Raw genomic sequence first — 22,350 nt, 5'->3', positions numbered from 1 at the left:
CCGAACGCGATGCCTCTGTTTGATAAGGACTGATTCCGTGCGTTACGCTTACGCCCTCACCACCGCGCTGCTGCTCGCCGGCACCGCCGCCACCATGACCCTCCATCAACCGGCCGGCGCGCAGACCGCGCAGAACGAGCCCGGCGCGATCCAGGTGAACAGCTCGCCCCAGCCCGGCGCGCCGATGAGCTTCGCCGACATGGTCGCCAAGCTCCAGCCCGCGGTGGTCAATATCTCGACCACCCAGAAGGTGACGGTCAGCACCGATCCGATGGCGGGCACCCCGCTCGAAGGCCGCTTCGGCGGCGGCCAGCCGGTCACCCGCACCGCCGAGTCGCTCGGCTCGGGCTTCATCATCTCGGCCGACGGCTATGTCGTCACCAACAATCACGTCATCTCGGCAGGTGCTCAAGGCGCCGTGGTCCAGACGATCACCGTCACGCTGTCGGACCGGCGCGAATACAAGGCAACCTTGGTCGGCCGCGACCAGAATTCGGACCTCGCGCTGCTCAAGATCGAAGGCAACAACCTGCCGTTCGTCCGCTTCGGCGATTCGAGCAAGGCGCGCGTCGGCGACTGGGTCGTCGCGATCGGCAATCCGTTCGGGCTCGGCGGGTCGGTGACCGCGGGGATCATCTCGGCGGTGCACCGCGTCACCGGCACCGGCGGCGCCAGCGACCGCTACATCCAGACCGACGCCTCGATCAACCGCGGCAATTCGGGCGGCCCGATGTTCGATCTCCAGGGCAATGTGATCGGCATCAACTCGCAGATCCTGTCGCCTTCGGGCGGCAATATCGGCATCGGCTTCGCGATCCCCGCCGAGGAGGCGCAGCCGATCATCGAGACGCTGATGAAGGGCGGCACGATCCAGCGCGGCTATCTGGGCGTCGCGATGCAGGATGTCGATGCCGACATCGCCGACGCGCTCGGCATCCCCAAGGGCCGCGGCACTTTGATCTCGCGGGTCGAGCCCAATGGCGCGGCCGACAAGGCGGGGATCCGCCAGGGCGACGTCATCACCCGCGTCGGCGGCAAGGATGTCACCCCCGATCAGACGCTCTCCTATCTCGTCGCCAGCCTCAAGCCCGGCACGCGCGTGCCGTTCGAGCTGGTGCGCGACGGCAAGCCGGTCAACCTGACCGTCACCGTCGGCAAGCGCCCCTCCGAGGACCAGCTCGCCGCCGCCGCGCAGGGCGGGTTCAACCCCGGCGGCGAGGATTCGGCGGATGCCGGCGCCACGCCCGAGGCGCAGAATGCCGCCGCGCTCGGCTTCCGCGTCGTGCCGCTCACCCCGGACATCGCCCAGCAGCTCCGCCTGCCGGGCAACGTCAAGGGCGTGGTGATCGCCAATCTCGACCCCTCGAGCGACGCCGCCGGCAAGGGCCTCCAGCCCGGCGATCTGATCTCGTCGGTCAACGGCACTCCCGTCGCCAACGGCACCGAGATCGCGAACATCGTCGCCGCCTCCAAAAAGGCCGGCCGCGGCCGCGTCCTGCTCTACGTCCAGCGCGGCAATGTCGCGCGCTACATCCCGATCGATATCTCGGGCTGATTCCATCCGTCATCCCGGCGCAAGCCGGGACCCAGAGCCAAACAGCGTATCGCTTGTGACCCTGGGTCCCGGCTTGCGCCGGGATGACGAACATGGCTAGCCACCCCACCCCCTGCCCCGCTATCGCTGAACCCCTTCGAAGGAGTTCGGTCATGGCAGGCGAAACGGGCATTTTCATCGGCACCGGCGGCGGCAACCGCCTCGAACTCCCGCTCAAGCGCGCCAACCGCCACGGGCTGATCGCGGGCGCCACCGGCACCGGCAAGACCGTCACCATCCAGGGCATGATCGAGAGCCTCTCCGCGGCGGGCGTCCCCTGCTTCGTGGCGGACGTGAAGGGCGACCTGTCGGGCCTCGCCATGGCCGGATCGCCCATGTCCAAGCTGCACGAGATCTTCGCCGCCCGCGCCGCCGAGATCGGCGACACGGCCTGGGCCTATGCCGACACGCCGGCCCAGTTCTGGGACCTCTATGGCGAGCAGGGCCACCCGATCCGCACCACCGTCAGCGAGATGGGTCCGCTGCTCCTGTCGCGCCTGATGGACCTGAACGAAGTCCAGGAAGGCGTGCTCACCATCGCCTTCACCGTCGCCGACAAGGACGGGCTGCTGCTGCTCGACCTCGACGATCTCCAGGCCATGCTCGCGCATTGTGCCGAAAGGGCGGACGAACTCGCCACCAGCTACGGCAATGTCTCCAAGGCGAGCGTCGGCACGATCATGCGCTCGCTCCTCCAGCTCCGCAGCCAGGGTGGTGAGCATTTCTTCGGCGAACCCGCGCTGTCTATGCAGGATTTCCTCGGGACCGACGACAAGGGCCGCGGCGTCGTCAACATCCTCGCCGCCGACAAATTGATGGCGAGCCCCAAGCTCTATTCCACCTTCCTGCTCTGGCTGCTCTCGGCGCTGTTCGAGTCGCTCCCCGAGGTCGGCGACCCCGACAAGCCCGTGCTCTGCTTCTTCTTCGACGAAGCGCATCTGCTCTTCAACGAAGCCCCCAAGGCCCTGCTCGAGAAGATCGAACAAGTGGTCCGCCTGATCCGCTCGAAGGGCGTCGGCGTCTATTTCATCACCCAGAACCCGATCGACGTGCCCGATACCGTCGCGGGCCAGCTCGGCAACCGCGTCCAGCATGCCCTCAGGGCCTTCACCCCGCGCGATCAGGCCGCGGTGAAGAGCGCCGCCGAGACCTTCCGCGCCAATCCCGGCGTCGATGTCGCCACCGTCATCACCGAGCTCAAGGTCGGCGAGGCGTTGGTCTCGCTCCTCCAGCCCGATGGCGCCCCCGCCCCCGTCGAGCGCGCCCTCATCAAGCCCCCCGGCTCGCGCGTCGGCCCGGTCACCCCGCAGGAGCGCGGCATCCTGATCCAGACCGACGCGATCGGCGCCAAATACGATATGCTCGCCGACCGCGAATCCGCCGAGGAGATCCTCGCCGCCAAGTCCGCCGAAGCCAGCGCCGCCGCTGCCGAGGCCGCCGCCACCGACGCCGCCGAAAAGGCCGCCGCCGCCCAGGCCAAGGAAGACGCGCGCCTCGCCAAGGAGGCCGAGCGCCAGCGCCTCGCCGAGCAGCGCGACGCCGACCGCCAGGCGCGGCTCGACCGTCAGGCCCAGCGCGACGCCGAGCGCGAAGCCGCCAACAATCCCTGGAACCGCGCCATCACCGGCGCCACCCGCAGCGCCACATCGGCGGCGGGCCGCGCGGTCGCGGGCGAAGTCGCCAAGGCGGTGTTCGGCAAGAAAAGCGGCGTAGGGGCGAGCGTGATCGGCGGCCTGGTCCGCGGCGTGCTGGGGGGCTTGTTCAAGGGGCGCTGAACAGGTCCCAGCCGCTCAGGCGCGGGACTTCACCGGCGCGGAGGAAAGAAATAGTCGCCCCTTACGCACGCGATCGCCGCCGACCCGGAGGATGGCGCGGGCGGCGCGATGCCCGGCGCGTCGGGGTTCTTCAGGCTGTCGAACACCGCCCCCACGAACCCGTCCTCATTCCCTTCCATCCCCGTGCGCCACGGCGCGGCGGGCTTGGCCGCGACCACCTGCTCCAGCGTCTCGCCGCGCGCGATCCGTTCGCGCACCGCCGCGACAACCTCCGCCAGCATCGCCCGATACTTCACCAGATCGGCCCGCGTCGCGATCTCGCCATGCGCGGGCACGATCACCGTCTTCGTATTCGCCACCTTGAGCACGCTGTCGACCGCCGCGATCATCCCCTGCACGCTCCCGCCGCTCGCGCGGTCGATAAAGGGCCAGATGCCGCGGAAATAGATGTCGCCCATATGGATCACGTTCGCGCGCTCGAAGCGCACGATCGTATCGCCATCGGTATGCGCCGCCGGGGCATAGGTCAGCCTGATCCGCTCGCGCCCCTCGCGCAGGATCATCCCCTTGTCGAACAGGCCGTTGGGCAGGGCCGCGGCCGGTGCGGCGGGGATCGTCCGGTTATAGGCAGGCATGAACTGGTCGGTGCTCCGCCGCAGGCACACATTGATCTGCGCGATCACGGTCGCCCCGGCCGCACGGAACTTCGCATTGCCGCCGGTGTGATCGAGATGCCAATGCGTGTTGATCACCGTCCTGACCGGGAGCGGCGAGAGTTTCGCCACCGCCGCGACGATCTCGGCATAGTCGGTCGGCCTTTCGTCGTCGACGATCAGCACGCCGTCCGCCAGCGGCGCGATCAGGACATTGCCGCTGGTGCCGATCAGCACGTGCAGCCCCGGCGCGACCTGCCGGACTTCCGGCGCCGCCGCTTGAATCGGCGCGGCAAGCACTGCCCCCGCCGCGAGCCAGCCAATGATGCCCATATGCCCCTCCCTGCCAGTCGGCCAAGACTATCATCGCGGCGCGCGGCGGCTACCCCGGTTCGTCCCTAAAAACCGCTGTCCCGCACCGCCCGGGCTGTGCCACCATGCCCGCAACAAGGGGAAACGCCATATGCTCATTCTGCGCAGCTTCGGCTCGGTCCTGGCCGGCTTCATCGTCATCGTCCTGCTCTCGACGCTCACCGATCAGATCATGCACGCGACCGGCATCATCCCCGACGGCCCCATGTGGAACCCGTGGCACAATGCGCTCGCGCTCTTCTATCGCTGCGTCTTCGCGGTCGGCGGCGGCTGGCTCACCGCGCGCCTCGCCCCGCGCAATCCGATGCGCCACGTCGTCATCCTCGGCGTGATCGGCACCCTGCTCGGCGTGCTCGGCGTGGTCGCGACCGCGGGCATGGAACTCGGTCCCCGCTGGTACCCGATCGCCCTCGCGATCAGCGCGCTCCCCACCTGCTGGCTCGGCGGCTGGTTGCAGCAGCGCAAAGGCTGAGCAAAAACCGCTGTCCTACAATGCGTTCCCTGTGCCACGATGCCGCGATGCAGGTTTCGGCGTTCGCTTGCTTTCCAACCGGCGTTTATCCTTTAAGGGTAAATGGAGCCCCGGGAAACGCCGCACCAGTGTCACCTTCGTGTAACCTTTGAGTCCCCGGAGCCCTAATTCATGGCCAGCGCCGCCCGCCCTCTTCGCGAACTCACCCTCCGCGGGATCATCCTCGGCGGCCTGATCACCATCGTCTTCACTGCCGCCAACGTCTATCTGGGGCTCAAGGTCGGCATCACCTTCGCCACCTCGATTCCCGCCGCGGTGATCTCGATGGCGATCCTGCGCTTCCTGCCCAACGCAAACATCCTCGAGAACAATATCGTCCAGACGATCGCCAGTGCCGCGGGCACGCTCGCGGCGATCATCTTCGTGCTGCCGGGGCTGATCCTGGTCGGCTGGTGGACGGGCTTCCCCTATTGGACCACCGTCGCGGTGTGCGCCGCGGGCGGCATCCTTGGGGTCATGTTCTCGGTCCCGCTCCGCCGCGCGCTCGTGACGGGTTCGGACCTGCCCTATCCCGAAGGCGTCGCCGCCGCCGAAGTGCTCAAGGTCGGCGCCGCGGAGGAAGGCGATATCGAGAATGCCCGCGGCCTCAAGGTCATCGTGATCGGCTCGCTCGTCTCGGCGGGCTTCCAGATCCTCGCCGCGACGAAGCTCGCCGCCGCCGAGCTGACGAAGAATTTCAAGATCGGCGCCTCGGCCACCGGCATGTCGACCAGCTGGTCGATGGCGCTGATCGGGGTCGGGCATCTCGTCGGCCTGTCGGTCGGCGCGGCGATGTTCGTCGGCATGCTCACCTCATGGGCCGTCCTCATGCCCTGGCTCACCGCGAATGTCCCGGGCGAGCTCGACACCGTCGTCAACACCGTCTTCCGCAGCCAGGTCCGCTTCATCGGCGCTGGAACGATCGGCGTCGCCGCGATCTGGAGCCTGCTCAAGATCATCGGCCCGATCATCGGCGGCATCCGCTCGGCGCTGGCGGCACAGCGCGCGCGGGGCCAGGGCGAGGCGCTCGACATCACCGAGCGCGACCTGCCGATCGGCATCGTCCTCGGCATCAGCCTCGCCGTGCTCGTCCCCATCGCCTGGCTGCTCTGGACCTTCTCGGCGGGCGGCCCGATCCATGACATGCCGATCCCCGTGATCGGCGCCACGCTCGTCTATATCGTCGTTATCGGCATCATCATCGCCGCCGTCTGCGGCTATATGGCCGGCCTGATCGGCGCCTCGAACAGCCCCGTCTCGGGCGTCGGCATCCTCGCGGTGATCGCCGCCTCGCTGATGCTCGTCCTGTTCTTCGGCCATGACCGCGATCCGGCGCACACCAGCGCGCTCGTCGCCTATGCGCTGTTCGCCACCGCGATCGTCTTCTCGGTCGCGACCATCTCGAACGACAATCTTCAGGACCTCAAGACCGGCCAGCTGGTCGGCGCGACCCCGTGGAAGCAGCAGGTGGCGCTGGTGCTGGGCGTCATCTTCGGCAGCCTCGTCATCCCGCCGATCCTCGACCTGCTCAACACCGCCTTCACCTTCCAGGGCGCGCCGAACGCCAAGGAGACCGCGCTCGCCGCGCCCCAGGCCGCGCTGATCTCGAGCCTCGCCAAGGGCGTGCTCGGCGGCGATATCGACTGGAAGCTGATCGGCTTCGGCGCCGGGCTCGGCGTGGTCGTGATCGCCGTGGACGAGACGCTCGGCCGGCTCGGCAAGATGCGCCTGCCCCCGCTCGGCGTCGGCATGGGCATCTACCTCCCCATGTCGCTCACCCTGCTGGTCCCCGTCGGCGCGCTGATCGGCGCCTTCTACAATCGCTGGGCGAAGCGCACCGCCAACCCCGAATTCGCCGAGCGGATGGGCGTGCTCGCCGCGACCGGCCTGATCGTCGGCGAGAGCCTGTTCGGCGTGGCCTTTGCCGGCATCGTCGGCGCGACCAACAACGACGCTCCGCTCGCGGTGGTGGGCGAAGGGTTCGAGACCGTCGCGACGATCCTCGCGCCGCTCATCTTCTTCGGAACGATCGCCCTGCTCTATCGCCGGACGAAGACGCTGGTCACATCTGTGCCAGCAGCGAGCTGATCGGCACGAAGGCGAAGGCGACCGAACTGTCCGCGACGCCATAGGGAATGAATAGCTTGTCCCCGTGCTTGATGGCGCCGCAGGTGTAGACGACGTTGGGAACATAGCCCTCGCGGTCCTGATCCGCGGCGGCGAGGATCGGCTCCCGGGTCCGCCCGATCACTTTCGACGGGTCGTCGAGATCGAGCAACGCCGCCCCGATCGAATATTTGCGCATCGCCCCCACGCCATGGGTCAACACCAGCCAGCCCTTGGCGGTCTCGATCGGCGGCCCGCAATTGCCCATCTGGACGAGCTCCCACGGATAGAGCGGCGTCAGCAGCGTCTCGCCCCCCTCCCAATGGGTGACGGTGTCCGAGGTATGGAGGAAGATATTCTCCCCATCCTGCCGCCCGAGCATCATATATTTGCCGCCGATCTTGCGCGGAAACAGCGCCATGCCCTTGTTGCGCGCCGCCGCCCCGGTCATCGGCACCAGGTCGAAGCTCCGCCAGTCGCGCGTCCGCAGCAGCTCGGACTGGATCCGCGAGCCGTTATAGGCGGTGTAGGTCCCGATCCATTCCTCGGTCCCGTCGTCATGCCGGAAATGGCAGATGCGCAGATCCTCGAGCCCGTTCGATTGCGCCGCGGTGATCGGGAAGATCACCGTGCCGGAGAGCGTCGAGTCCCGATGCCGATAGACCGTCACCGGCCCCTCGGGGATATGCTCCTCATCCTCATGCGCATCGGCCGAAGTCGCGAAGGGCGGCTCGGGGGCGAGCTTCATCTGGTTCTTGTCGGTGATGATCCCCTCGCGGAACGCCACCGACGAGATATGCCCTTCGCCGACCGCGCGCAGGCTCATCAGGATGCGCAGTGATCCCTTGGGCATGCCGCTCTGGTCGTAATGCGGCACCGCGCTCGGGTTCATCAGCGCAGCGGCGGCATAGCTGTATTCGTGGCAGAAATAGGCGCCGATCAGCTGACGCTTCTCGTCGCCGATCTGGCTGCCGTCGAGCCCCAACTGCGCCTCGATCTCGTCATAGCGCGTCATGAACACCCGCCGCGTCTGCCAGTGCCGCGCCTCGAAATCCTTGAGCACGATCTCGAGCTGCGCCCGCGCCTCGCCCGGCGACATGTCGAGCACTTCCTTCACCAGCCGCTCGGTCCGGCTTCCCGCCTTCCCGTTCGCCTGCCAACCGATATGGAACGGCCGCACCACGACGCGCGACGGATCGGCCTTGAGCCTCAACGAGTGCGTGAACAGATCGAGCATGCGCGCTCCCCCGGCGCGCCCTGCGATGTGCAGGGCTTCAAGCGACGGCTAGCGTCGGTCCTGCCACGTTTGCCGCAGCCTTTGAAAGGGTGGAAATCGCGCAATTCGCCAGCTGAAGCGCCAGGATCGACTCCGCACCCTGGTTGCGGTTGAGCCCGGTGGGCATCAACCCGTCGAAACAGCCGCCATCCTGCGCGGTCGCCAGCGGCAGTTCGAGATCGTTAGCGCCCAGATACCAGCGGTACGCGCGCATCGCCTCCTCGGTCCAGCGCGCCTCGCCGGTCGCCTCATGCGCCGCGACGCACGCATCGATTGTCGCCTGCGCCTCGAGCGGCTGCTGATCGAACTGCATCGGCTCGGCATAGGCGCGTCCGAAGCTCTCGGTCCCGACCGCGCGGAACCTGCCCTCGGGCGAGGTCTGGCGGCTCACGATCCAGGCGAGCGTATCGAGCCCGACCCGGGTGAAGTCCTTCCGCCCCAGCGCCGTGCCGGCGCGGATCAGCGCCTCGGGCAGCCGGGCATTGTCATAGGCCAGCACGATCTCGAACCAGGTCCATTCGGGCCGCCGCGCCGCATCGAGCAATGCGATCAGCTCCTCGCCGAACCGCGTCAGGATCGTCCGTGACAGCGCGTGTCCGGGATGTGCCGCGAGCATCGCCGCCGCGCCCAGCATCGCAAAGGCGTGCGCCCTCGGACTGCCAAGCTCGAGCGCGATCGAGGCGGTCGCGTCGAACAACGAGACCGCCCAGTCGCGATGCTTTTGCGCCCGGGCATCGCGCGCGGTGACGCCCAGTGCCCATAGCGTCCGCCCGTTCGAATCCTCGGAGCCGAAATCCTCGCACCATGTGCGGTCGAAATTCATGAAGTTGCGGAAGCGCCGCGCCTCTGGGTTCCAGGCATGCTGGACGAAGCTCGAATAGATGGTCGTCCATTTGTCGCGCAGCACCGCGTCGATATTCTCGACCTGGCTCATCAGGATTAGCGCGCGGGCATTGTCGTCGATGCAATAGCCGTGGCGCCGGTCGGGGACCGAATAGATCGAATGCTGGAGCATCCCCGTGGCGTCGCTCATCCGCTCGACCGCGCCGATATCGGGGGCGAGCACCGCCAGCTCGGCGGCCGGCTTGCTGATCCGCCGCGGCTTGCGCACCAACATGCCCTCGATCTCGGCGACCGCCTTCTCGGCAAGGCACGACCACAGCATCGTCCGGCCTCGCGCATAGGCGCGCGCGGACAGCTCGGCGCGGGCGCTGCCGTCGGTCAGCAGCCGCGCGATCTCGCGCGCGAACCCCTCGACATCCTCGAACCCGACCAACACGCCGTGATCGTCGGCGAGGATCTCGCTGGCATGGACATAGGGGGTCGAAACCACCGCCTTGCCGATGCCGACCGCATAGGAAAGCGTGCCCGAGGTGATCTGCGCGGGATTGTTGTACGGCGTCGCATAGATGTCGGCGGCGCGGAGAAAGTCGATCAGCTCCTCCTGCTCGACGAACGCGTCGATGAACTGGACCTGCGCCCCGACGCCCTTCTCCTCGGCGAGCGCCTTGAGCCGGTCGCGATAGGCCTCGCCCTCGTGCGCGACGAGATTGGGGTGGGTGGCGCCGAGCACGACATAGAGCGCGCGCGGGCGCTTGGCGACGATCGCGGGCATCGCCGCGATCATCGTCTCGATGCCCTTGTTGGGCGCGAGCAGTCCGAAGGTCAGGATGACCTCGCGCCCCTCCCAGCCGAAACGCGGCTTGTGGACCGCGGGATCGGCGAGCGGATGGTCGGGCACGCCGTGCGGGATCATCACGACCTTGCGCTCGTCGAGGCCATGGACCCGCTTCAGGATATCGCGGCCCTTCCCGGCCATCACGATCACCTTGGCGGCGCGGCGCAGCAGCGCCTCCATCACCCGGCGCTCATCGGCATTGGGAGTCTCGAGCACGGTGTGAAGCGTGGCGATCACGGGAATCGAGATGCGGTCGAGCAACGCGATCAGCAGCTCGCCCGCCGATCCGCCATAGATGCCATATTCATGCTGGACCCATAGCGCCTGCGCGCCGCTCGCCTCGATCGCCCGCGCGGCATCGAGATAGGCCGAACGGTCATTCTGCGCGATCGCGCGGGTTACCTGCGGAGGATAGGCGTAGCGGCCGGGATGGTCGTCCATCGCATAGACATCGACCTGAAGCTCGGGGAAGCGCGCCTTGAGCGCTTCATAAGTGTCTGTGGTGTAGGTCGCGATGCCGCACTTGCGCGGGAGGAAGTTGCCGATCAGGGCCAGATGTCGGATACCGGGGCCGTTGAACGGGGTCATTCGAATCCTTTCGCTAACGCGTGTTAGTCCAGGCGCCTAAGCCCTTCTGCCCCTCCAAACTCCCGTTTTTCGATATGGTTGCGACAATGCTGCATTGCAACATCTACCATGGCGACGAACCGCTGTAAATCTGCGGTTCAGCCGCGCCCGCGATAACCGGGCACGTCCTGCGCGGGCACCCACACGCCCTCGGGCGGCGCGCCCGACTGCCAGAACACGTCGATCGGGATGCCGCCGCGCGGATACCAATAGCCTCCGATCCGGAGCCATTCGGGCTTCATCTCCGCGAACAGCCGCTCGCCGATCCCGACCGTGCAATCCTCATGGTAAGCACCGTGATTGCGAAAGCTCCCCAGGAACAGCTTCAATGACTTGCTCTCGACGATCGTCGCCGCGGGTACATAGTCGATCACCAGATGCGCGAAATCGGGCTGGCCGGTGATCGGGCAGAGCGAGGTGAATTCGGGCGCGGCGAAGCGCACCAGATAGCGCGAGCCGGCGCGCGGATTTGGGACGTAATCGAGCGTCGCTTCCTCGGGCGATGCCGGGAGCGCGGATTGCTGGCCGAGATGCTTGGGTTCCATGACGGCCATGTAGGCGTTTGCGGAGCGCAATGCATCCTCCTAGGAGAGAGCCGATGGACTCGCTCGTAAGCACCGCATGGCTGGCGGACGAACTCGGCGCCGACGACCTGCGCGTCGCCGATGCCAGCTGGTTCCTCCCCGAACATGGCCGCGACGCCGCCGCCGATTATGCCGCGGGGCATATCCCGGGCGCGGTGTTCATGGACCTGAACGCCTTCGCCGACACGCGCAGCCCGCTCCCCTCGATGCTCCCGCCGCCCGAGCAACTGGCGAGCCGGATGCAGATGCTGGGCCTTGGCGACGGCCTGCGCATCGTCATCTATGACGACAGCCCGCTTCACACCGCCGCGCGCGCCTGGTGGATGCTCACCGCCTACGGTACCCCCGACGTCGCGATCCTCGACGGCGGCTTGTCCAAATGGAAGGCCGAGAAGCGCCTGCTCGACCGCCACACCCCCGATATCCGCCCGCGCCACTTCACCCCGCGCCAGGCGCCCCAGGGGGTCCGCACGCTCGCCGATATGAAAGCGACCAGGGATCAGATCGTCGATGCCCGCGGCCCTTCGCGCTTCGCCGGGCTCGAACCCGAGCCGCGCCCCGGCGTGATTCCCGGCCATATCCCGGGTTCGCGCAACCTCCCCTATGCCGATTTCTTCCATCCCGACGGCACCTGGAAGCGCGACATCACGCTGCGCGCCGTGTTCGAAAGCGAAGGGATCGAGATCGAGCATCCGCTCACCGCCACCTGCGGCTCCGGCATCACCGCCGCGGTGGTCGTGTTCGCCGCGCATCTGCTGGGCCACACGGCCGCGCTCTATGACGGCAGCTGGGCCGAGTGGGGTGCCGATCCATCCACCCCCAAGGCGCCAAAGAGCATGGGTGCATGACCGACAAGAAGGACCCGACCCGGATCGTCGAGGCCGGCCGCCGCAAGGAATGGACCCAGGGCATCGTCAACCCGCCGGTGTGGCGCGCCTCGACGATCCTCTACGACACGATCGCCCATCTCCGCGCGACGGGCGCCAAGGATACGCACCACACGCTTTTCTACGGCCGCCGCGGCACCCCGACGCAATGGTCGCTCGCCGATGCCCTGACCGAACTCGAACCCGGCGCCGAGGCGACCCTGCTCTACCCCTCGGGCGTCGCGGCGGTCGCCACCGCCTTGCTCGCGATCCTCTCGCCCGGCGACCATCTGCTGGTCCCCGACAGCGCCTATGACCCGACCCGCAGCCTCGCCAATGGCCTGCTCAAGCGCATGGGTATCGCCACGACCTTCTACGATCCGCTGATCGGCGCGGATATCGCCGCCCTCTGCACCCCGCAGACCAAGGCCATCTTCATGGAAAGCCCCGGCAGCCTGACCTTCGAGGTGCAGGACGTCCCCGCCATCGTCGCGGTCGCGAGGGCGCGCGGCATCGCCACGCTGATCGACAATACCTGGGCGACGCCCTTGCTGCTCCCCGCGATCGCAATGGGCGTCGATTATTCGATCCTCGCCTGCACCAAATATATCGGCGGCCATTCGGACATCATGCTCGGATCGGTCACCGCCGCGCAGGGCCAGTATGAGCGCCTCCGCGCCGCCACCTACCAGCTCGGCCAATGCGCCTCGCCCGACGACGCCTTTCTCGGCGCGCGGGGCCTGCGCACCATGGCGGTGCGGCTCAGGCAGCATGGCGAGGCCGCCCTCAAGATCGCGCATTGGCTCAAGACCCGGTCCGAAGTGGCGCGCATCCTCCACCCCGCCTTCCCCGAATGCCCCGGCCACGACGCGTTCGTCCGAGACTTCAAGGGCCCGGCCGGGCTCTTCTCCTTCGTCCTGAACGGCGGCGGCGAAGCCGCCCGCGCCGCGCTGATCGACGGGCTCGAACATTTCGGCATCGGCTATAGCTGGGGCGGGTTCGAAAGCCTCGCCTTGCCCGTAGATCCCCAGCGCTATCGCACCGCGACGAAGTGGGAGGCCGAAGGCCCCGTCGTTCGCCTCCAGATCGGCCTCGAGGACCCCGACGATCTGATCGCCGATCTCGACGCCGGTCTCGCCCGCTTCCGGGCGGCACAGGGATGAGCGCCTTCACCCAGTGGCTCACCGCGCTGGGGTTCACCCTCCCCAGCGACGGCGAGCTGCTGGAGGCGAGCATCGCCCTCGCCCTCGCCCTGCTCGCGCTCGCCGCGGGCTGGATGATGGGCGACCGGTTCGGCACGCGCCTCTCGGCGCTGTGGACCCGGCATGTCGGCGGACAGACCGAGGGCCTCGCCCAGCGGATGAGCCCGATCAGCCGCCACGGCACCGCCGCGCTGCTGCTCGCGCTGATCGCAGCGCTTTACGACTGGCAGCGGCTGGCGGCGCTGGGGCTGGGCTTCGCCGAGGGCGCCGCGGTGGCGCTGCTGGTCAGGGCGGTGCTGCGCGGGCTCGCGCTGCCGCGCTGGACGGCATGGACGATGGGCGTGGTCGCCTTCTTCGCGGTGTTCAGCAACGCGCTCAACAAGGCGGGCAGGCTCGCCGCGCTGCAGGCGCAGCTCCATGCGCGGCTCGATCAGGGCGTCGCCATCGGCTCGCATCAGATCACGATGCTGTGGCTCATCAATGCCGGCGTCATCGTCGTGGTGATCTTCGCGGTGGTGCGGCTGGTCACGCGCGCCAGCGGCCATCTGATCGGCGGGACGAACAGCTTCGATCCGACCCAGAAATTGCTCGCCCAGAAGCTCACCGGCATCGCGGTGATCATCATCGCCTTCTTCGTCGGGATCGACCTGCTCGGGATCGACCTCACCGCCTTCGCGATCTTCTCCGGCGCGTTCGGCCTCGCGATCGGCTTCGGCCTGCAAAAGACGATCGGCAATCTGATCGCCGGGATCATTCTGCTGATGGACCGCTCGATCAAGCCGGGCGACGTGATCGTGGTCGGGGACAGCTTCGGCTGGGTGAACCGGATCGGCGTGCGCGCGGTCAGCGTCATCACCCGCGACGGCAAGGAGCATCTGATTCCGAACGAGAATCTGATGACGCAGGAGGTGGAGAACTGGTCCTATACCGACCGCAACGTCCGCGTCCGTATCCCCGTCCGCGTCGCCTATGATTGCGACCTCAAGCGCGCGCAGGCGCTGATGGCGCAGGCCGCCAAGGACAGCCCCCGCGTGCTCGACACCCCCCAGACCAATGTCCGCCTGACCGCGTTCGGCGACAATGGCGTCGAGCATGAGATCCTCGTCTGGATCAGCGATCCCGAGGACGGCGTCGGCAATGTCCGCAGCGACGTGCTCAACCGGCTATGGCTGCTGTTCAAGGAGGAGGGGATCGTGATCCCCTATCCGCAGCGCGAGGTGCGGATCGTCGAGCGTGCGGCACCCAGGGCCAAGCGCTAGCCGCGGAAGCGCCGGATCAGCTTCTTCGCGCGCTCGCGCAGCGTCGGCCCGCGAGGCGGGCCCAGCGTGTCGGCAATCCGTCCGCGCAGCTCGCGGGCCGCCTCGCGGCTGAGGGCGCCCTGGACGCCGCGCCGCTCGGGCGGCAGGTGCAGCCCCGGCGCGCCGTCCCGCTCGAAGGCGAAATGGTCGAACAGCATCCGCCACGCCTCGCGCTCGGCGTCGGGCAGGTTCCGCATCGCCAGCATCGCGTGGATCAGCGCGGGCATCCCCGCCGCCTGCGGCGCCCCGGCCTGTTTCCACCAGTAATTGACCAGCATGTTGACCGGATCGAGCGAGCGGACATGGTGCCACCACATGCTCGGGATGAAGAGCGCGTCGCCGGGCTCCAGGTCCGCGACCAGCGCCGCCTTTTCGGCCTCGGCGAAGCGGGGAAAGCGTTCGCGGTCCGGCGCGTCGAAATCGACCATGCTGACGATCACCTTCGCCGAGGTCAGCTCGAACGGGCCGGGATAGAGATTGGCGACCTGATCGGGCGCGAACAGGGTGAAGCGCCGCCGCCCCGCCGCCACCGCGGCGAGATTGTTGTCGGTGTCGTAGTGCGCGGCGACGGTCACGGCATTGCCGAGCCATAGCCGGGGGGCGACGGCGGCGGGCAGCAGCGGCATCGGATTGGCGGCGGTGAACCCCGGCATCACCGCGGGCAGCGGCACCGACTGGAGCGCGAGATGCCCATCCGCCGCCCCCGACGCGAGCGCATCGAGCGCCGCGCCGACCGTCATCACCTCGGTCTCGAAATTGAACGAGGTCAGATCGTCGCGGTAGAAGATCCGGCCCTGTTCGGGCCGCTTGACGGTGACGCGCGTGCCGCGATCGAGCGGCTTGAGATAGGCGGCCAGCGCCGCCGGACCGGCCCTGCCCGCGGCCACCACCGGCCACGCCGCCAGCAGTCCGCGCATCAGCACCGGCCGCGCAGCCGGCACGATCTCGGCGCGGAACCGTTCCGCGCCGAGATCGCCGACGCCAATTTCCGGAACCCCTTGCGCCATTCGCAGCTACGACCCTGCTCTTCTCGTTGCGCTGGTGTCGCACAGCTTGCGTTAACGGAACAGCCTCTCCCCATCGCCGCCGCAGCGCCCTACATTCGCCGCGTGCCGCCTCCTCCCGTAACCGCCCGAATCGCCAGCAACGTCAGCGCCGTCCCTTCGGACGAATGGGACGCCTGCGCCGGCACCGGAAATCCCTTCGTCTCCCACGCCTTCCTGTCGATCCTCGAGCGCTCGGGTTCGGCGACGAGCGCGAGCGGCTGGCGGCCCCTTCCCATCATCGTCGACGGCCCCGATGGCACCCCCGCCGCGATCGCCCCGGCCTATGCCAAGTCGCATAGTCAGGGGGAGTATGTCTTCGATCATGGCTGGGCCGATGCCTGGGAGCAGGCCGGGGGGCGCTATTATCCCAAGTTGCAGGTCGCGGTACCGTTTACGCCGGTGCCGGGGCCCCGGCTGCTGCTGCGCGATCCGGCGCTCGCCCCTGCGCTGATCGGGGCAATCGAGGCGGTGACCGACCAGAACCAGCTCTCCTCCGCGCATGTCACCTTTCTCGACGAGGGCCAGCTGCCCTTGTTCGAGGCGGCAGGCTGGCTGCTGCGCGCCGGGACGCAGTTCCACTGGCTCAACCCCGGCTATCGGAGCTTCGACGACTTTCTCGGGTGCCTCGCCAGCCGCAAGCGCAAGGCGATCCGGCGCGAGCGGGCCGAGGCCGTGAAAGGCCTGACAATCCGCCACCTGACCGGCGCCGGGATCACCGAGGTGCATTGGGATGCGTTCTGGGAATTCTATCAGGACACGGGCAGCCGCAAATGGGGCCACCCCTATCTGACGCGCGCCTTCTTCTCGATGCTGGGCGAGGCGATGGGCGACAAGCTGCTTCTCATCCTCGCCGAGCGCGATGGCGAGCCGATCGCCGGCGCGCTCAACCTGATCGGCGCGGATGCACTCTACGGCCGCTATTGGGGCGCGGTCGACGAGGTGCCCTTCCTCCATTTCGAGCTCTGCTATTATCAGGCGATCGAAGCCGCGATCGACCGCGGGCTGGCGCGGGTCGAGGCGGGCGCGCAGGGCGAGCACAAGCTGGCGCGCGGCTATCAGCCGGTCACCACCTGGTCGGCGCACTATATCCCCAACCCCGGCTTCCACCGCGCGGTCGCTGAATTCCTCGAACGCGAGCGCGCGGCCGTGTCGCAGGAACAGGAGTTTCTGGGCGAGATGATGCCGTTCAAACGAAGCGGCTAACGCCCGTTACTGCGGCGCCATCGAATTGGTGATCTGACTGCCGTCATTGGCCATCGCCCGCTCGGGGACGGGGGTGGGCAGGTCGAGCGCGTTGGGCTCGGCCGGAGCGACGGTGGGATCGATCTTGAACAAGGCGCTGTCGCCGTCGCGCCAGATCGGAATGAGGCCCTTTTCCAGCCGCCGGTCATAATGCGGCGGGCGGATCACCCAGACATAGTCGAAGGCGTCGCGCGGGAAGAGCACCAGGCTGCGCGCGATCGGCCGCCAATATTCGCGCGGGCATTTGACGTCGGTGGTCAGCTCGGACGGATCATGCGTGAAGCTGCGCGCGAGCCGGTCGCGGTCGTGGAGGTAGCGCACCGTCAGCAGCTGCCCGCCCTCCATCGACCATTGATCGTTGGTGAAAGCCAGCTTGCGCTCCAGGGCCAGCGCGGGGACGTGCTGGAGGCGCGTCATCGTCCATTCGTTGTAGCAGGTCTCGCCGACGAAGCTGAGCAGCCGCGCGCCCTGCGGCAGATGGTCGAGCGCCTTGAGCTCACGGTCGTAATCGGCGTCATACTTGGCGAAGCTCCAGGTCGTGGCGGCGATCCGCACCGTATAGAAGCTCATCCCCAGCACCGCGACGGTCGCCGCGCCGACCATCGTCAGCCCCGGCTTGGGCCGGATCGCGATGATCGCGATCGCGATCATGAAAGGCACCAGCCGCATGTCCGCATAGGCCGACCCGAACACCACGCGCGGGAGCAGGATATAGACCGCGAGCAGGAAGACCGCGGAAAGGCCGAGGTTGCGCGAATATTGGATGTTCGGGTCGCGGATCGCCTTGAACAGCAGCAGGAACAGCACGCCCACGCTGGCGATGTCGAACAGCTGCCAGCGGTCGCGGAAGACCTGGACGACCCAGCGGATCTTGGCCATCCAGTTGAACAGATCGAAGGTCTTGCCGCCGACATGGCCGCCGCTGCGCCACATCACCATCAGCAGCACCGGCGGGGCGAGGACGAGGCACTGGATGCCGGCATGGAACCACGGCACCACCCAATCGACAGTGAAGCTCCGAGCGCTGCCGGTGCGGCCCCGATTTTCGCCCCTCGAAACCTCGCTGCGCGATGCCAGGTCGTGCTGGCGGATCAGCTCGGCCGAGAAGGCGAGCACGCCGAGCACGCCCCAGCCATAGGTATGCGTCACCCAGATCAGGCACGAGATCGGCAGGAACAGGATGTTCCGCAGCATCAGCCTGCCCAGCCGCGCGAGCCGCAGCCACAGCCCGAAGGCAAGCAGCGCGAACGCCATCGACAGCGCGAAATTGACGAAGCCGAAATGGAAGGGGAAGCTATAGGCCAGCGGCAGTGCGAACAGCGCGGTCGCCGGAATACGCCCATGCACCTCGCGCGCGATCCACAACAGGCCCGCGACGGTCATCGCGGGGATCGACATGACGATCAGCTTGACCGCGAGTTCGAGCCCGAAAATCTTGGAAAGCGGGATGACGAGCAGGTCGACGCCCAGATTGCCGATCAGGCTCCACTGGAAATTATACCAGTCGGCGAGCCAGGCATGGTTGCCGTAATCGAGCTGGACGCGGTAGCGCCCCATATGCCCGGGCAGATCGACCAGGGGCGGAATATCCGGCCATAGCAACGGCACGATCGCGAGCAGGGTCGCCCCCAGCACGAACCATCGTGTCTGCCACCACTGCAGCGCCTCGCCCCTGTCCATCGCGCACGCTTCTAGGGCTTAGGGGCGGGGGGCCGCAAGCGGCGCTTCACGCGCGACGCGATAGAAGCGCAATGGCGTCTTTCCGATCGGCAGCGGCTGGAGCCAGGCGGGCGCGCGGCCGGCGGCGAGCTGGGCGGCGAGGCTGTCCGGAAATGCCGTGCCGGGATGGACTTCGTCGAAATCGCCCGGGCAGAAGGCGACATAATCGACCTTCCATTCGCGCCCGATCGCGCGCGCCTTTTCCGGGTCGCTCAGGAAGAAGCGGTACATCGCCATATTGCCGCGATCGTTGCGGTGATAGCCCGCGCCGATCGTCGAATGATGCGTCGCGCCCATCAGATAGGCGGCGACGCTGGTGCCCGCCATCGCCACGCCCGGCGGATAGCGGTCGACCGCGCCCCAGGTGTCGCCCACGCTGCACAGCACCTGCTGCTTCGGCGGATTGACGACGCTGGTGTCGTGGCGCAGCCGCATCTCGATCTGGTCGGGAATGGTGACATAGACCATGCCGGCGCCCGCCAGCCACGCGCCGACCACCGCGGGCAGCCGCCATGTCGTGCGCTCGCGGGCAGCCAGCACCAGCCCGGCCAGCACCGGCCCGGCGAGCGGCGCCCCGATATAGGCGCCGCGCACCTGAACCAGCATCACCAGCCCCGAAGCCAGCACCACGGTCGCGAGCGGCAGCAGCGTGGCCCAGCGCGGCCGGTCGCGCACGATCATCCAGACCGATGCCGCGCAGCCCGTCGCGAGCAAGCCGCCGATCGCGATGATCCGCGCCAGCCGCGGCTGGACGAAGACGCCATTGGCCTCGTCGATAAAGGGCAGGAAATTCTCGCGCAGGAACGGGTCCATCACGCCATAGGGGCCGTTGATGCACGCCGGAAAGGCATGGAGCGTCGCGCCGAGCGCGATGCCGCCGAGCACCGCGCCGACGCCGATGCGAAGCTGCCACGTCGCCAGCCGCGGCGTTGCCGCCGCCAGCAGCGCCAGCGCCGCGCTGACCGACAGGGCCGCGGTCGACGAGGCGGGCGTGAAGGCGTCGCACAAGGCCGAGGTCCAGAAGGTCGGCCGCAGGAAGATCAGGAAGAACAATGTCGTCCCCGCCAGCCCGCCCGCGAATCCGCCGAGCCGCAACCGCTCCTCGCCGCCCCGCACCGCCCAGAGCAGCGACAGCACGCCGACCAGCGCCGCGACCTGCGGCACCGTCTCGAGCCCCACGACCAGGCTGAGCCCGGTGAACAAACCCGCCGCCAATCCCGCCCCGATCGTCGGCGCGCGCATCAGCATCAGCACCAGCAGCTGGATCAGCACCACCTGCAGCGCATGGTGATCGATCCGCCCCGGGATGAACACCGTCGTCCCCGGATAAGCGAGCGCGGTCAGCACCGCCGCCACCAGCCCCGCCGAGGGTCCCCAAACCCGCCGCGCGAGCCGCGCCGACAGGAACAGGGCGCAGGCGAACAGCAATGCCGGATAGGTCAGCACCGCAAACATCTCGGCATTCGCCTGCCCGACCAAGGGCCGGGCGATCAGGATCAGCGCGGCGATCCCCACATCGTTGATCCGCGACCAGTGCATCGGCGAGCCATAGGGCGGCGCCATGCGATACTGGGTCCAGTCGTTGATCCCCTGGCCCGCTATCCAGTCGCGCACCTGGGCGAGGCGCATCATGTCGTCGGGATCGGGCAGCAGCATATGGCTGAGCCGCGGCCAGTCGGTCAGCGTCCAGCCGATCGTCAGGATCGCCGCCAGCGCCGCCGCGACGATCAGGTCGAGGCGGATCGAACGTGCGTTATCGGAAACGGGCTCCCCCATGCCCGAGGTTCAGCGCGACAGGATCGCGACGAAATGCAGCCCGCGGTCGAAGAACCAGCTGAACGGCCTGGGATAGAGCGCCAGCCGCTTGGTGAAGGCGCTGGTGCCGAGCTGGAGCTTGCCCCAGATCGCGGTCCATTCGCGCTGCGAGAGATAGTTGTAGGGCAGCCGCACGCCATGCGCGGCGTTGCCGACCCAGTCCATGAAGCGCAGCGTCGGCCCCGCCGCGATCCCGTCGCGCAGATGATCCTTGATGATCACCTTGGGCGCCACCCGCGCGATCTCGCCGAGCACCGCCTGGGGATCGTCGGTATGGTGGAGCACGTCGATCACCATCGCCGCGTCGAAATCATTGTCGCCAAAGGGGATGTGATAGCCGTCATATTCGGTCACCGGGATCGCGGTGCCCGGACGGACCAGCACGTCGATCCCCTCGATCTTCACGTCGGGGCGCATCTGCATCACCAGCACGGCAAGGTCGCCGCTGCCGCAGCCGACATCGAGCACGCGAGCGCCCTGCGGCAGCCGTTCGGCGATCGCGGTTGCGAGCTTCTGGATCCGGCGGTTGAACACCAGTTTGCCGTGGACGGTACCGAGCATCTTCTTGCCTCCTGAGGCGCATCGCTTTGGCGGCACGCTAGGGAGAAATGGTTAATGAAATCCGGCCAGCGGCGCGGACGAGAAAGTTTTTCGCAGGAAATTTTCCGCAGCCGTTAACCAAAATTTTGGGCTCGTCCGGGCACATCGGGGCAACTCCAGGAGTCCTCATGTCCGCAGCGCCCGCCTTCCAGAGCCCCCCGCCCCGCCGCGCGCTCGCGCAGCCGCCCGCCGAGGCCCGGGAGATCGAACTCTCGATCGTGATGCCCTGCCTCAACGAGGCCGAGACGCTCGCTGTCTGCATCAAAAAGGCCAAGGCCTTCCTCGCCGACCATGATCTGGCCGGCGAAGTCATCGTCGCGGACAATGGCTCGACCGACGGATCGCAGCAGATCGCCAACGCGCTCGGCGCGCGCATCGTCCATGTCCCCGCGCGCGGATACGGCGCGGCGCTGATCGGCGGAATCGAGGCGGCCCAAGGCAAGTTCGTCGCGATGGGCGACGCCGACGACAGCTATGATTTCGGCGGGCTGATGCCCTTTGTCGAGCAGCTCCGCCAGGGCGCCGACCTCGTCATGGGCAATCGCTTCCAGGGCGGGATCGCCCCCGGCGCGATGCCGCCGCTGCACCGCTGGCTCGGCAATCCGGTGCTCAGCTTTCTCGGCCAGATCTTCTTCCGCATCCCGGTCGGCGACTTCCATTGCGGCCTGCGCGCCTTCAACCGCGAATCGATCCGCGAGCTCGGCCTGACCACGCCGGGCATGGAATTCGCCAGCGAAATGGTGGTCAAGGCGGCGATCGAGAAGCTCGATATCCGCGAGGTCCCCACCACGCTCCAGCCCGACGGCCGCAGCCGCCCGCCGCACCTGCGCACCTGGCGCGACGGCTGGCGGCATCTGCGCTTCCTGCTGATCTTCGCGCCCAAATTCCTCTTCCTCTATCCCGGCGTCGCGCTGGCAAGTGTCGGGCTTTTCGGCGTGCTCGGCCTGATCGGCGGCGATGTCCGCGTGGGCGGGATCGAGTTCGGCGTCCACACGATGATCTTCGCCGCGATGGCGGTCCTCATGGGCTCGCAGCTGATCGGCCTCAGCGTCATGGCGCGGCGCTACGGCACCATCGCCGGCATGTGGCCCGAGAGCGGCCTGATGCGCCGGGTGCGCAACTGGTTCTCGGTCGAGCGCGCCTGCATCCTCGGCGGGGCGCTCCTCACCCTCGGCATCGGCGGCGCGATCACCGCGACCGCGATCTGGGCATCAAGCGGGTTCGGCGGGCTCAACCCGTCGGCGCTGATGCGCCTCACCATCCCCTCGATGCTGCTCGGCTGCGTGGGGCTCCAGATGGTGGTCACCGCCTTCTTCATCGGCCTGCTGGATCAGCCGCGCCGCTGAAAATCGGACTCGGGCATGTCCGGATTCGCTAGTGAGTCGT

At 67.9% G+C, this 22,350-nt stretch carries 17 protein-coding genes; 9 read left to right on the top strand and 8 right to left on the bottom strand.

Annotation, left to right across the window (positions count from 1 at the left end):
* Positions 1 to 37: 37 nt before the first annotated feature.
* Positions 38 to 1,555: a DegQ family serine endoprotease gene (locus OF829_RS07975; RefSeq protein WP_264939453.1), complete on the top strand. Its 1,518-nt coding sequence runs from the start codon at positions 38 to 40 to the stop codon at positions 1,553 to 1,555.
* Between the two features lie 152 nt (positions 1,556 to 1,707).
* Positions 1,708 to 3,369 (top strand): DUF853 domain-containing protein, encoded by a 1,662-nt coding sequence (locus OF829_RS07970; RefSeq protein ID WP_264939452.1) that lies wholly within the window; start codon positions 1,708 to 1,710, stop codon positions 3,367 to 3,369.
* 29 nt (positions 3,370 to 3,398) lie between these two features.
* On the opposite strand, the gene OF829_RS07965 is transcribed toward OF829_RS07970, so the two are convergent.
* A complete protein-coding gene (locus OF829_RS07965) occupies positions 3,399 to 4,355 on the bottom strand; it encodes an MBL fold metallo-hydrolase (RefSeq protein WP_264939451.1) in 957 nt (318 codons plus the stop codon).
* 130 nt (positions 4,356 to 4,485) lie between these two features.
* Between OF829_RS07965 and OF829_RS07960 the strand changes: the two genes are divergently transcribed.
* Both OF829_RS07960 and OF829_RS07955 read left to right on the top strand, forming a co-directional pair.
* Positions 4,486 to 4,866 (top strand): hypothetical protein, encoded by a 381-nt coding sequence (locus OF829_RS07960; RefSeq protein WP_264939450.1) that lies wholly within the window; start codon positions 4,486 to 4,488, stop codon positions 4,864 to 4,866.
* A gap of 171 nt (positions 4,867 to 5,037) precedes the next feature.
* Positions 5,038 to 6,993, top strand: a complete 1,956-nt coding sequence (locus OF829_RS07955; protein ID WP_264939449.1) for an OPT family oligopeptide transporter — start codon at positions 5,038 to 5,040, stop codon at positions 6,991 to 6,993.
* On the opposite strand, the gene OF829_RS07950 is transcribed toward OF829_RS07955, so the two are convergent.
* The 3 genes from OF829_RS07950 to queF all read right to left on the bottom strand — a co-directional run bounded on the left by OF829_RS07950 (position 6,968) and on the right by queF (position 11,137).
* Complete coding sequence (locus OF829_RS07950; RefSeq protein ID WP_264939448.1) at positions 6,968 to 8,248, bottom strand: glycoside hydrolase family 130 protein; 1,281 nt, start codon at positions 8,246 to 8,248, stop codon at positions 6,968 to 6,970. The genes OF829_RS07955 and OF829_RS07950 overlap by 26 nt on opposite strands.
* Positions 8,249 to 8,285: 37 nt before the next feature.
* A complete protein-coding gene (locus OF829_RS07945) occupies positions 8,286 to 10,553 on the bottom strand; it encodes a glycosyltransferase family 4 protein (protein WP_264939447.1) in 2,268 nt (755 codons plus the stop codon).
* Between the two features lie 137 nt (positions 10,554 to 10,690).
* Positions 10,691 to 11,137 (bottom strand): preQ(1) synthase, encoded by a 447-nt coding sequence (gene queF / locus OF829_RS07940; RefSeq protein WP_264939446.1) that lies wholly within the window; start codon positions 11,135 to 11,137, stop codon positions 10,691 to 10,693.
* A gap of 53 nt (positions 11,138 to 11,190) precedes the next feature.
* On the opposite strand from queF, the gene OF829_RS07935 reads away from it, so the two are divergent.
* The 3 genes from OF829_RS07935 to OF829_RS07925 are packed head-to-tail and all read left to right on the top strand — an operon-like array spanning position 11,191 to position 14,503.
* Positions 11,191 to 12,024 (top strand): sulfurtransferase, encoded by an 834-nt coding sequence (locus OF829_RS07935; protein WP_264939445.1) that lies wholly within the window; start codon positions 11,191 to 11,193, stop codon positions 12,022 to 12,024.
* Positions 12,021 to 13,205, top strand: coding sequence for a cystathionine beta-lyase (gene metC / locus OF829_RS07930; RefSeq protein ID WP_264939444.1), 1,185 nt, complete (start codon positions 12,021 to 12,023; stop codon positions 13,203 to 13,205). Before OF829_RS07935 ends, metC begins: the two co-directional genes overlap by 4 nt.
* Entirely contained in the window at positions 13,202 to 14,503 is a 1,302-nt protein-coding gene (locus tag OF829_RS07925; protein ID WP_264939443.1) for a mechanosensitive ion channel family protein, read from the top strand. The genes metC and OF829_RS07925 overlap by 4 nt, the downstream gene beginning before the upstream one ends.
* Here the strand turns inward: OF829_RS07925 and OF829_RS07920 are convergent.
* Positions 14,500 to 15,549: a cupin-like domain-containing protein gene (locus tag OF829_RS07920; RefSeq protein WP_264939442.1), complete on the bottom strand. Its 1,050-nt coding sequence runs from the start codon at positions 15,547 to 15,549 to the stop codon at positions 14,500 to 14,502. The two genes, OF829_RS07925 and OF829_RS07920, sit on opposite strands and share 4 nt — an antisense overlap.
* Before the next feature lie 102 nt (positions 15,550 to 15,651).
* On the opposite strand from OF829_RS07920, the gene OF829_RS07915 reads away from it, so the two are divergent.
* Entirely contained in the window at positions 15,652 to 16,791 is a 1,140-nt protein-coding gene (locus OF829_RS07915) for a GNAT family N-acetyltransferase (protein ID WP_264939441.1), read from the top strand.
* A 6-nt stretch (positions 16,792 to 16,797) separates the two neighbouring features.
* On the opposite strand, the gene OF829_RS07910 is transcribed toward OF829_RS07915, so the two are convergent.
* From OF829_RS07910 to OF829_RS07900, 3 genes are read right to left on the bottom strand one after another with little or no spacing between them, the layout of a single operon-like run.
* The gene (locus OF829_RS07910; RefSeq protein WP_264939440.1) at positions 16,798 to 18,510 is read right to left on the bottom strand and encodes a hypothetical protein; all 1,713 of its coding nucleotides are present in this window, start codon (positions 18,508 to 18,510) and stop codon (positions 16,798 to 16,800) included.
* An 18-nt stretch (positions 18,511 to 18,528) separates the two neighbouring features.
* On the bottom strand, positions 18,529 to 20,325 hold the full coding sequence (locus tag OF829_RS07905) for a hypothetical protein (RefSeq protein ID WP_264939439.1): 1,797 nt from the start codon (positions 20,323 to 20,325) through the stop codon (positions 18,529 to 18,531).
* Between the two features lie 9 nt (positions 20,326 to 20,334).
* Entirely contained in the window at positions 20,335 to 20,925 is a 591-nt protein-coding gene (locus OF829_RS07900) for a class I SAM-dependent methyltransferase (protein WP_264939438.1), read from the bottom strand.
* Between the two features lie 167 nt (positions 20,926 to 21,092).
* Between OF829_RS07900 and OF829_RS07895 the strand changes: the two genes are divergently transcribed.
* Complete coding sequence (locus tag OF829_RS07895) at positions 21,093 to 22,310, top strand: glycosyltransferase family 2 protein (protein WP_264939437.1); 1,218 nt, start codon at positions 21,093 to 21,095, stop codon at positions 22,308 to 22,310.
* Positions 22,311 to 22,350: the final 40 nt, after the last annotated feature.

The sequence above is a fragment of the Sphingomonas caeni genome (genome assembly GCF_026013415.1).
GTDB classification, from domain to species: domain Bacteria; phylum Pseudomonadota; class Alphaproteobacteria; order Sphingomonadales; family Sphingomonadaceae; genus Sphingomonas; species Sphingomonas caeni.
Note: the sequence above shows the minus strand (reverse complement) of the source record. Positions and strands in the feature narration are given on the sequence as shown.

What these genes read in the sequence shown, in the direction of transcription:
- OF829_RS07970 (WP_264939452.1), top strand. Translation starts at nt 1,708, where the DNA reads ATGGCAGGCGAAACGGGCATTTTCATCGGCACCGGCGGCGGCAACCGC.
- OF829_RS07965 (WP_264939451.1), bottom strand. Translation starts at nt 4,355, where the DNA reads ATGGGCATCATTGGCTGGCTCGCGGCGGGGGCAGTGCTTGCCGCGCCG.
- OF829_RS07960 (WP_264939450.1), top strand. Translation starts at nt 4,486, where the DNA reads ATGCTCATTCTGCGCAGCTTCGGCTCGGTCCTGGCCGGCTTCATCGTC.
- OF829_RS07955 (WP_264939449.1), top strand. Translation starts at nt 5,038, where the DNA reads ATGGCCAGCGCCGCCCGCCCTCTTCGCGAACTCACCCTCCGCGGGATC.
- OF829_RS07950 (WP_264939448.1), bottom strand. Translation starts at nt 8,248, where the DNA reads ATGCTCGATCTGTTCACGCACTCGTTGAGGCTCAAGGCCGATCCGTCG.
- OF829_RS07945 (WP_264939447.1), bottom strand. Translation starts at nt 10,553, where the DNA reads ATGACCCCGTTCAACGGCCCCGGTATCCGACATCTGGCCCTGATCGGC.
- queF (WP_264939446.1), bottom strand. Translation starts at nt 11,137, where the DNA reads ATGGAACCCAAGCATCTCGGCCAGCAATCCGCGCTCCCGGCATCGCCC.
- OF829_RS07935 (WP_264939445.1), top strand. Translation starts at nt 11,191, where the DNA reads ATGGACTCGCTCGTAAGCACCGCATGGCTGGCGGACGAACTCGGCGCC.
- metC (WP_264939444.1), top strand. Translation starts at nt 12,021, where the DNA reads ATGACCGACAAGAAGGACCCGACCCGGATCGTCGAGGCCGGCCGCCGC.
- OF829_RS07925 (WP_264939443.1), top strand. Translation starts at nt 13,202, where the DNA reads ATGAGCGCCTTCACCCAGTGGCTCACCGCGCTGGGGTTCACCCTCCCC.
- OF829_RS07920 (WP_264939442.1), bottom strand. Translation starts at nt 15,549, where the DNA reads ATGGCGCAAGGGGTTCCGGAAATTGGCGTCGGCGATCTCGGCGCGGAA.
- OF829_RS07910 (WP_264939440.1), bottom strand. Translation starts at nt 18,510, where the DNA reads ATGGACAGGGGCGAGGCGCTGCAGTGGTGGCAGACACGATGGTTCGTG.
- OF829_RS07905 (WP_264939439.1), bottom strand. Translation starts at nt 20,325, where the DNA reads ATGGGGGAGCCCGTTTCCGATAACGCACGTTCGATCCGCCTCGACCTG.
- OF829_RS07900 (WP_264939438.1), bottom strand. Translation starts at nt 20,925, where the DNA reads ATGCTCGGTACCGTCCACGGCAAACTGGTGTTCAACCGCCGGATCCAG.
- OF829_RS07895 (WP_264939437.1), top strand. Translation starts at nt 21,093, where the DNA reads ATGTCCGCAGCGCCCGCCTTCCAGAGCCCCCCGCCCCGCCGCGCGCTC.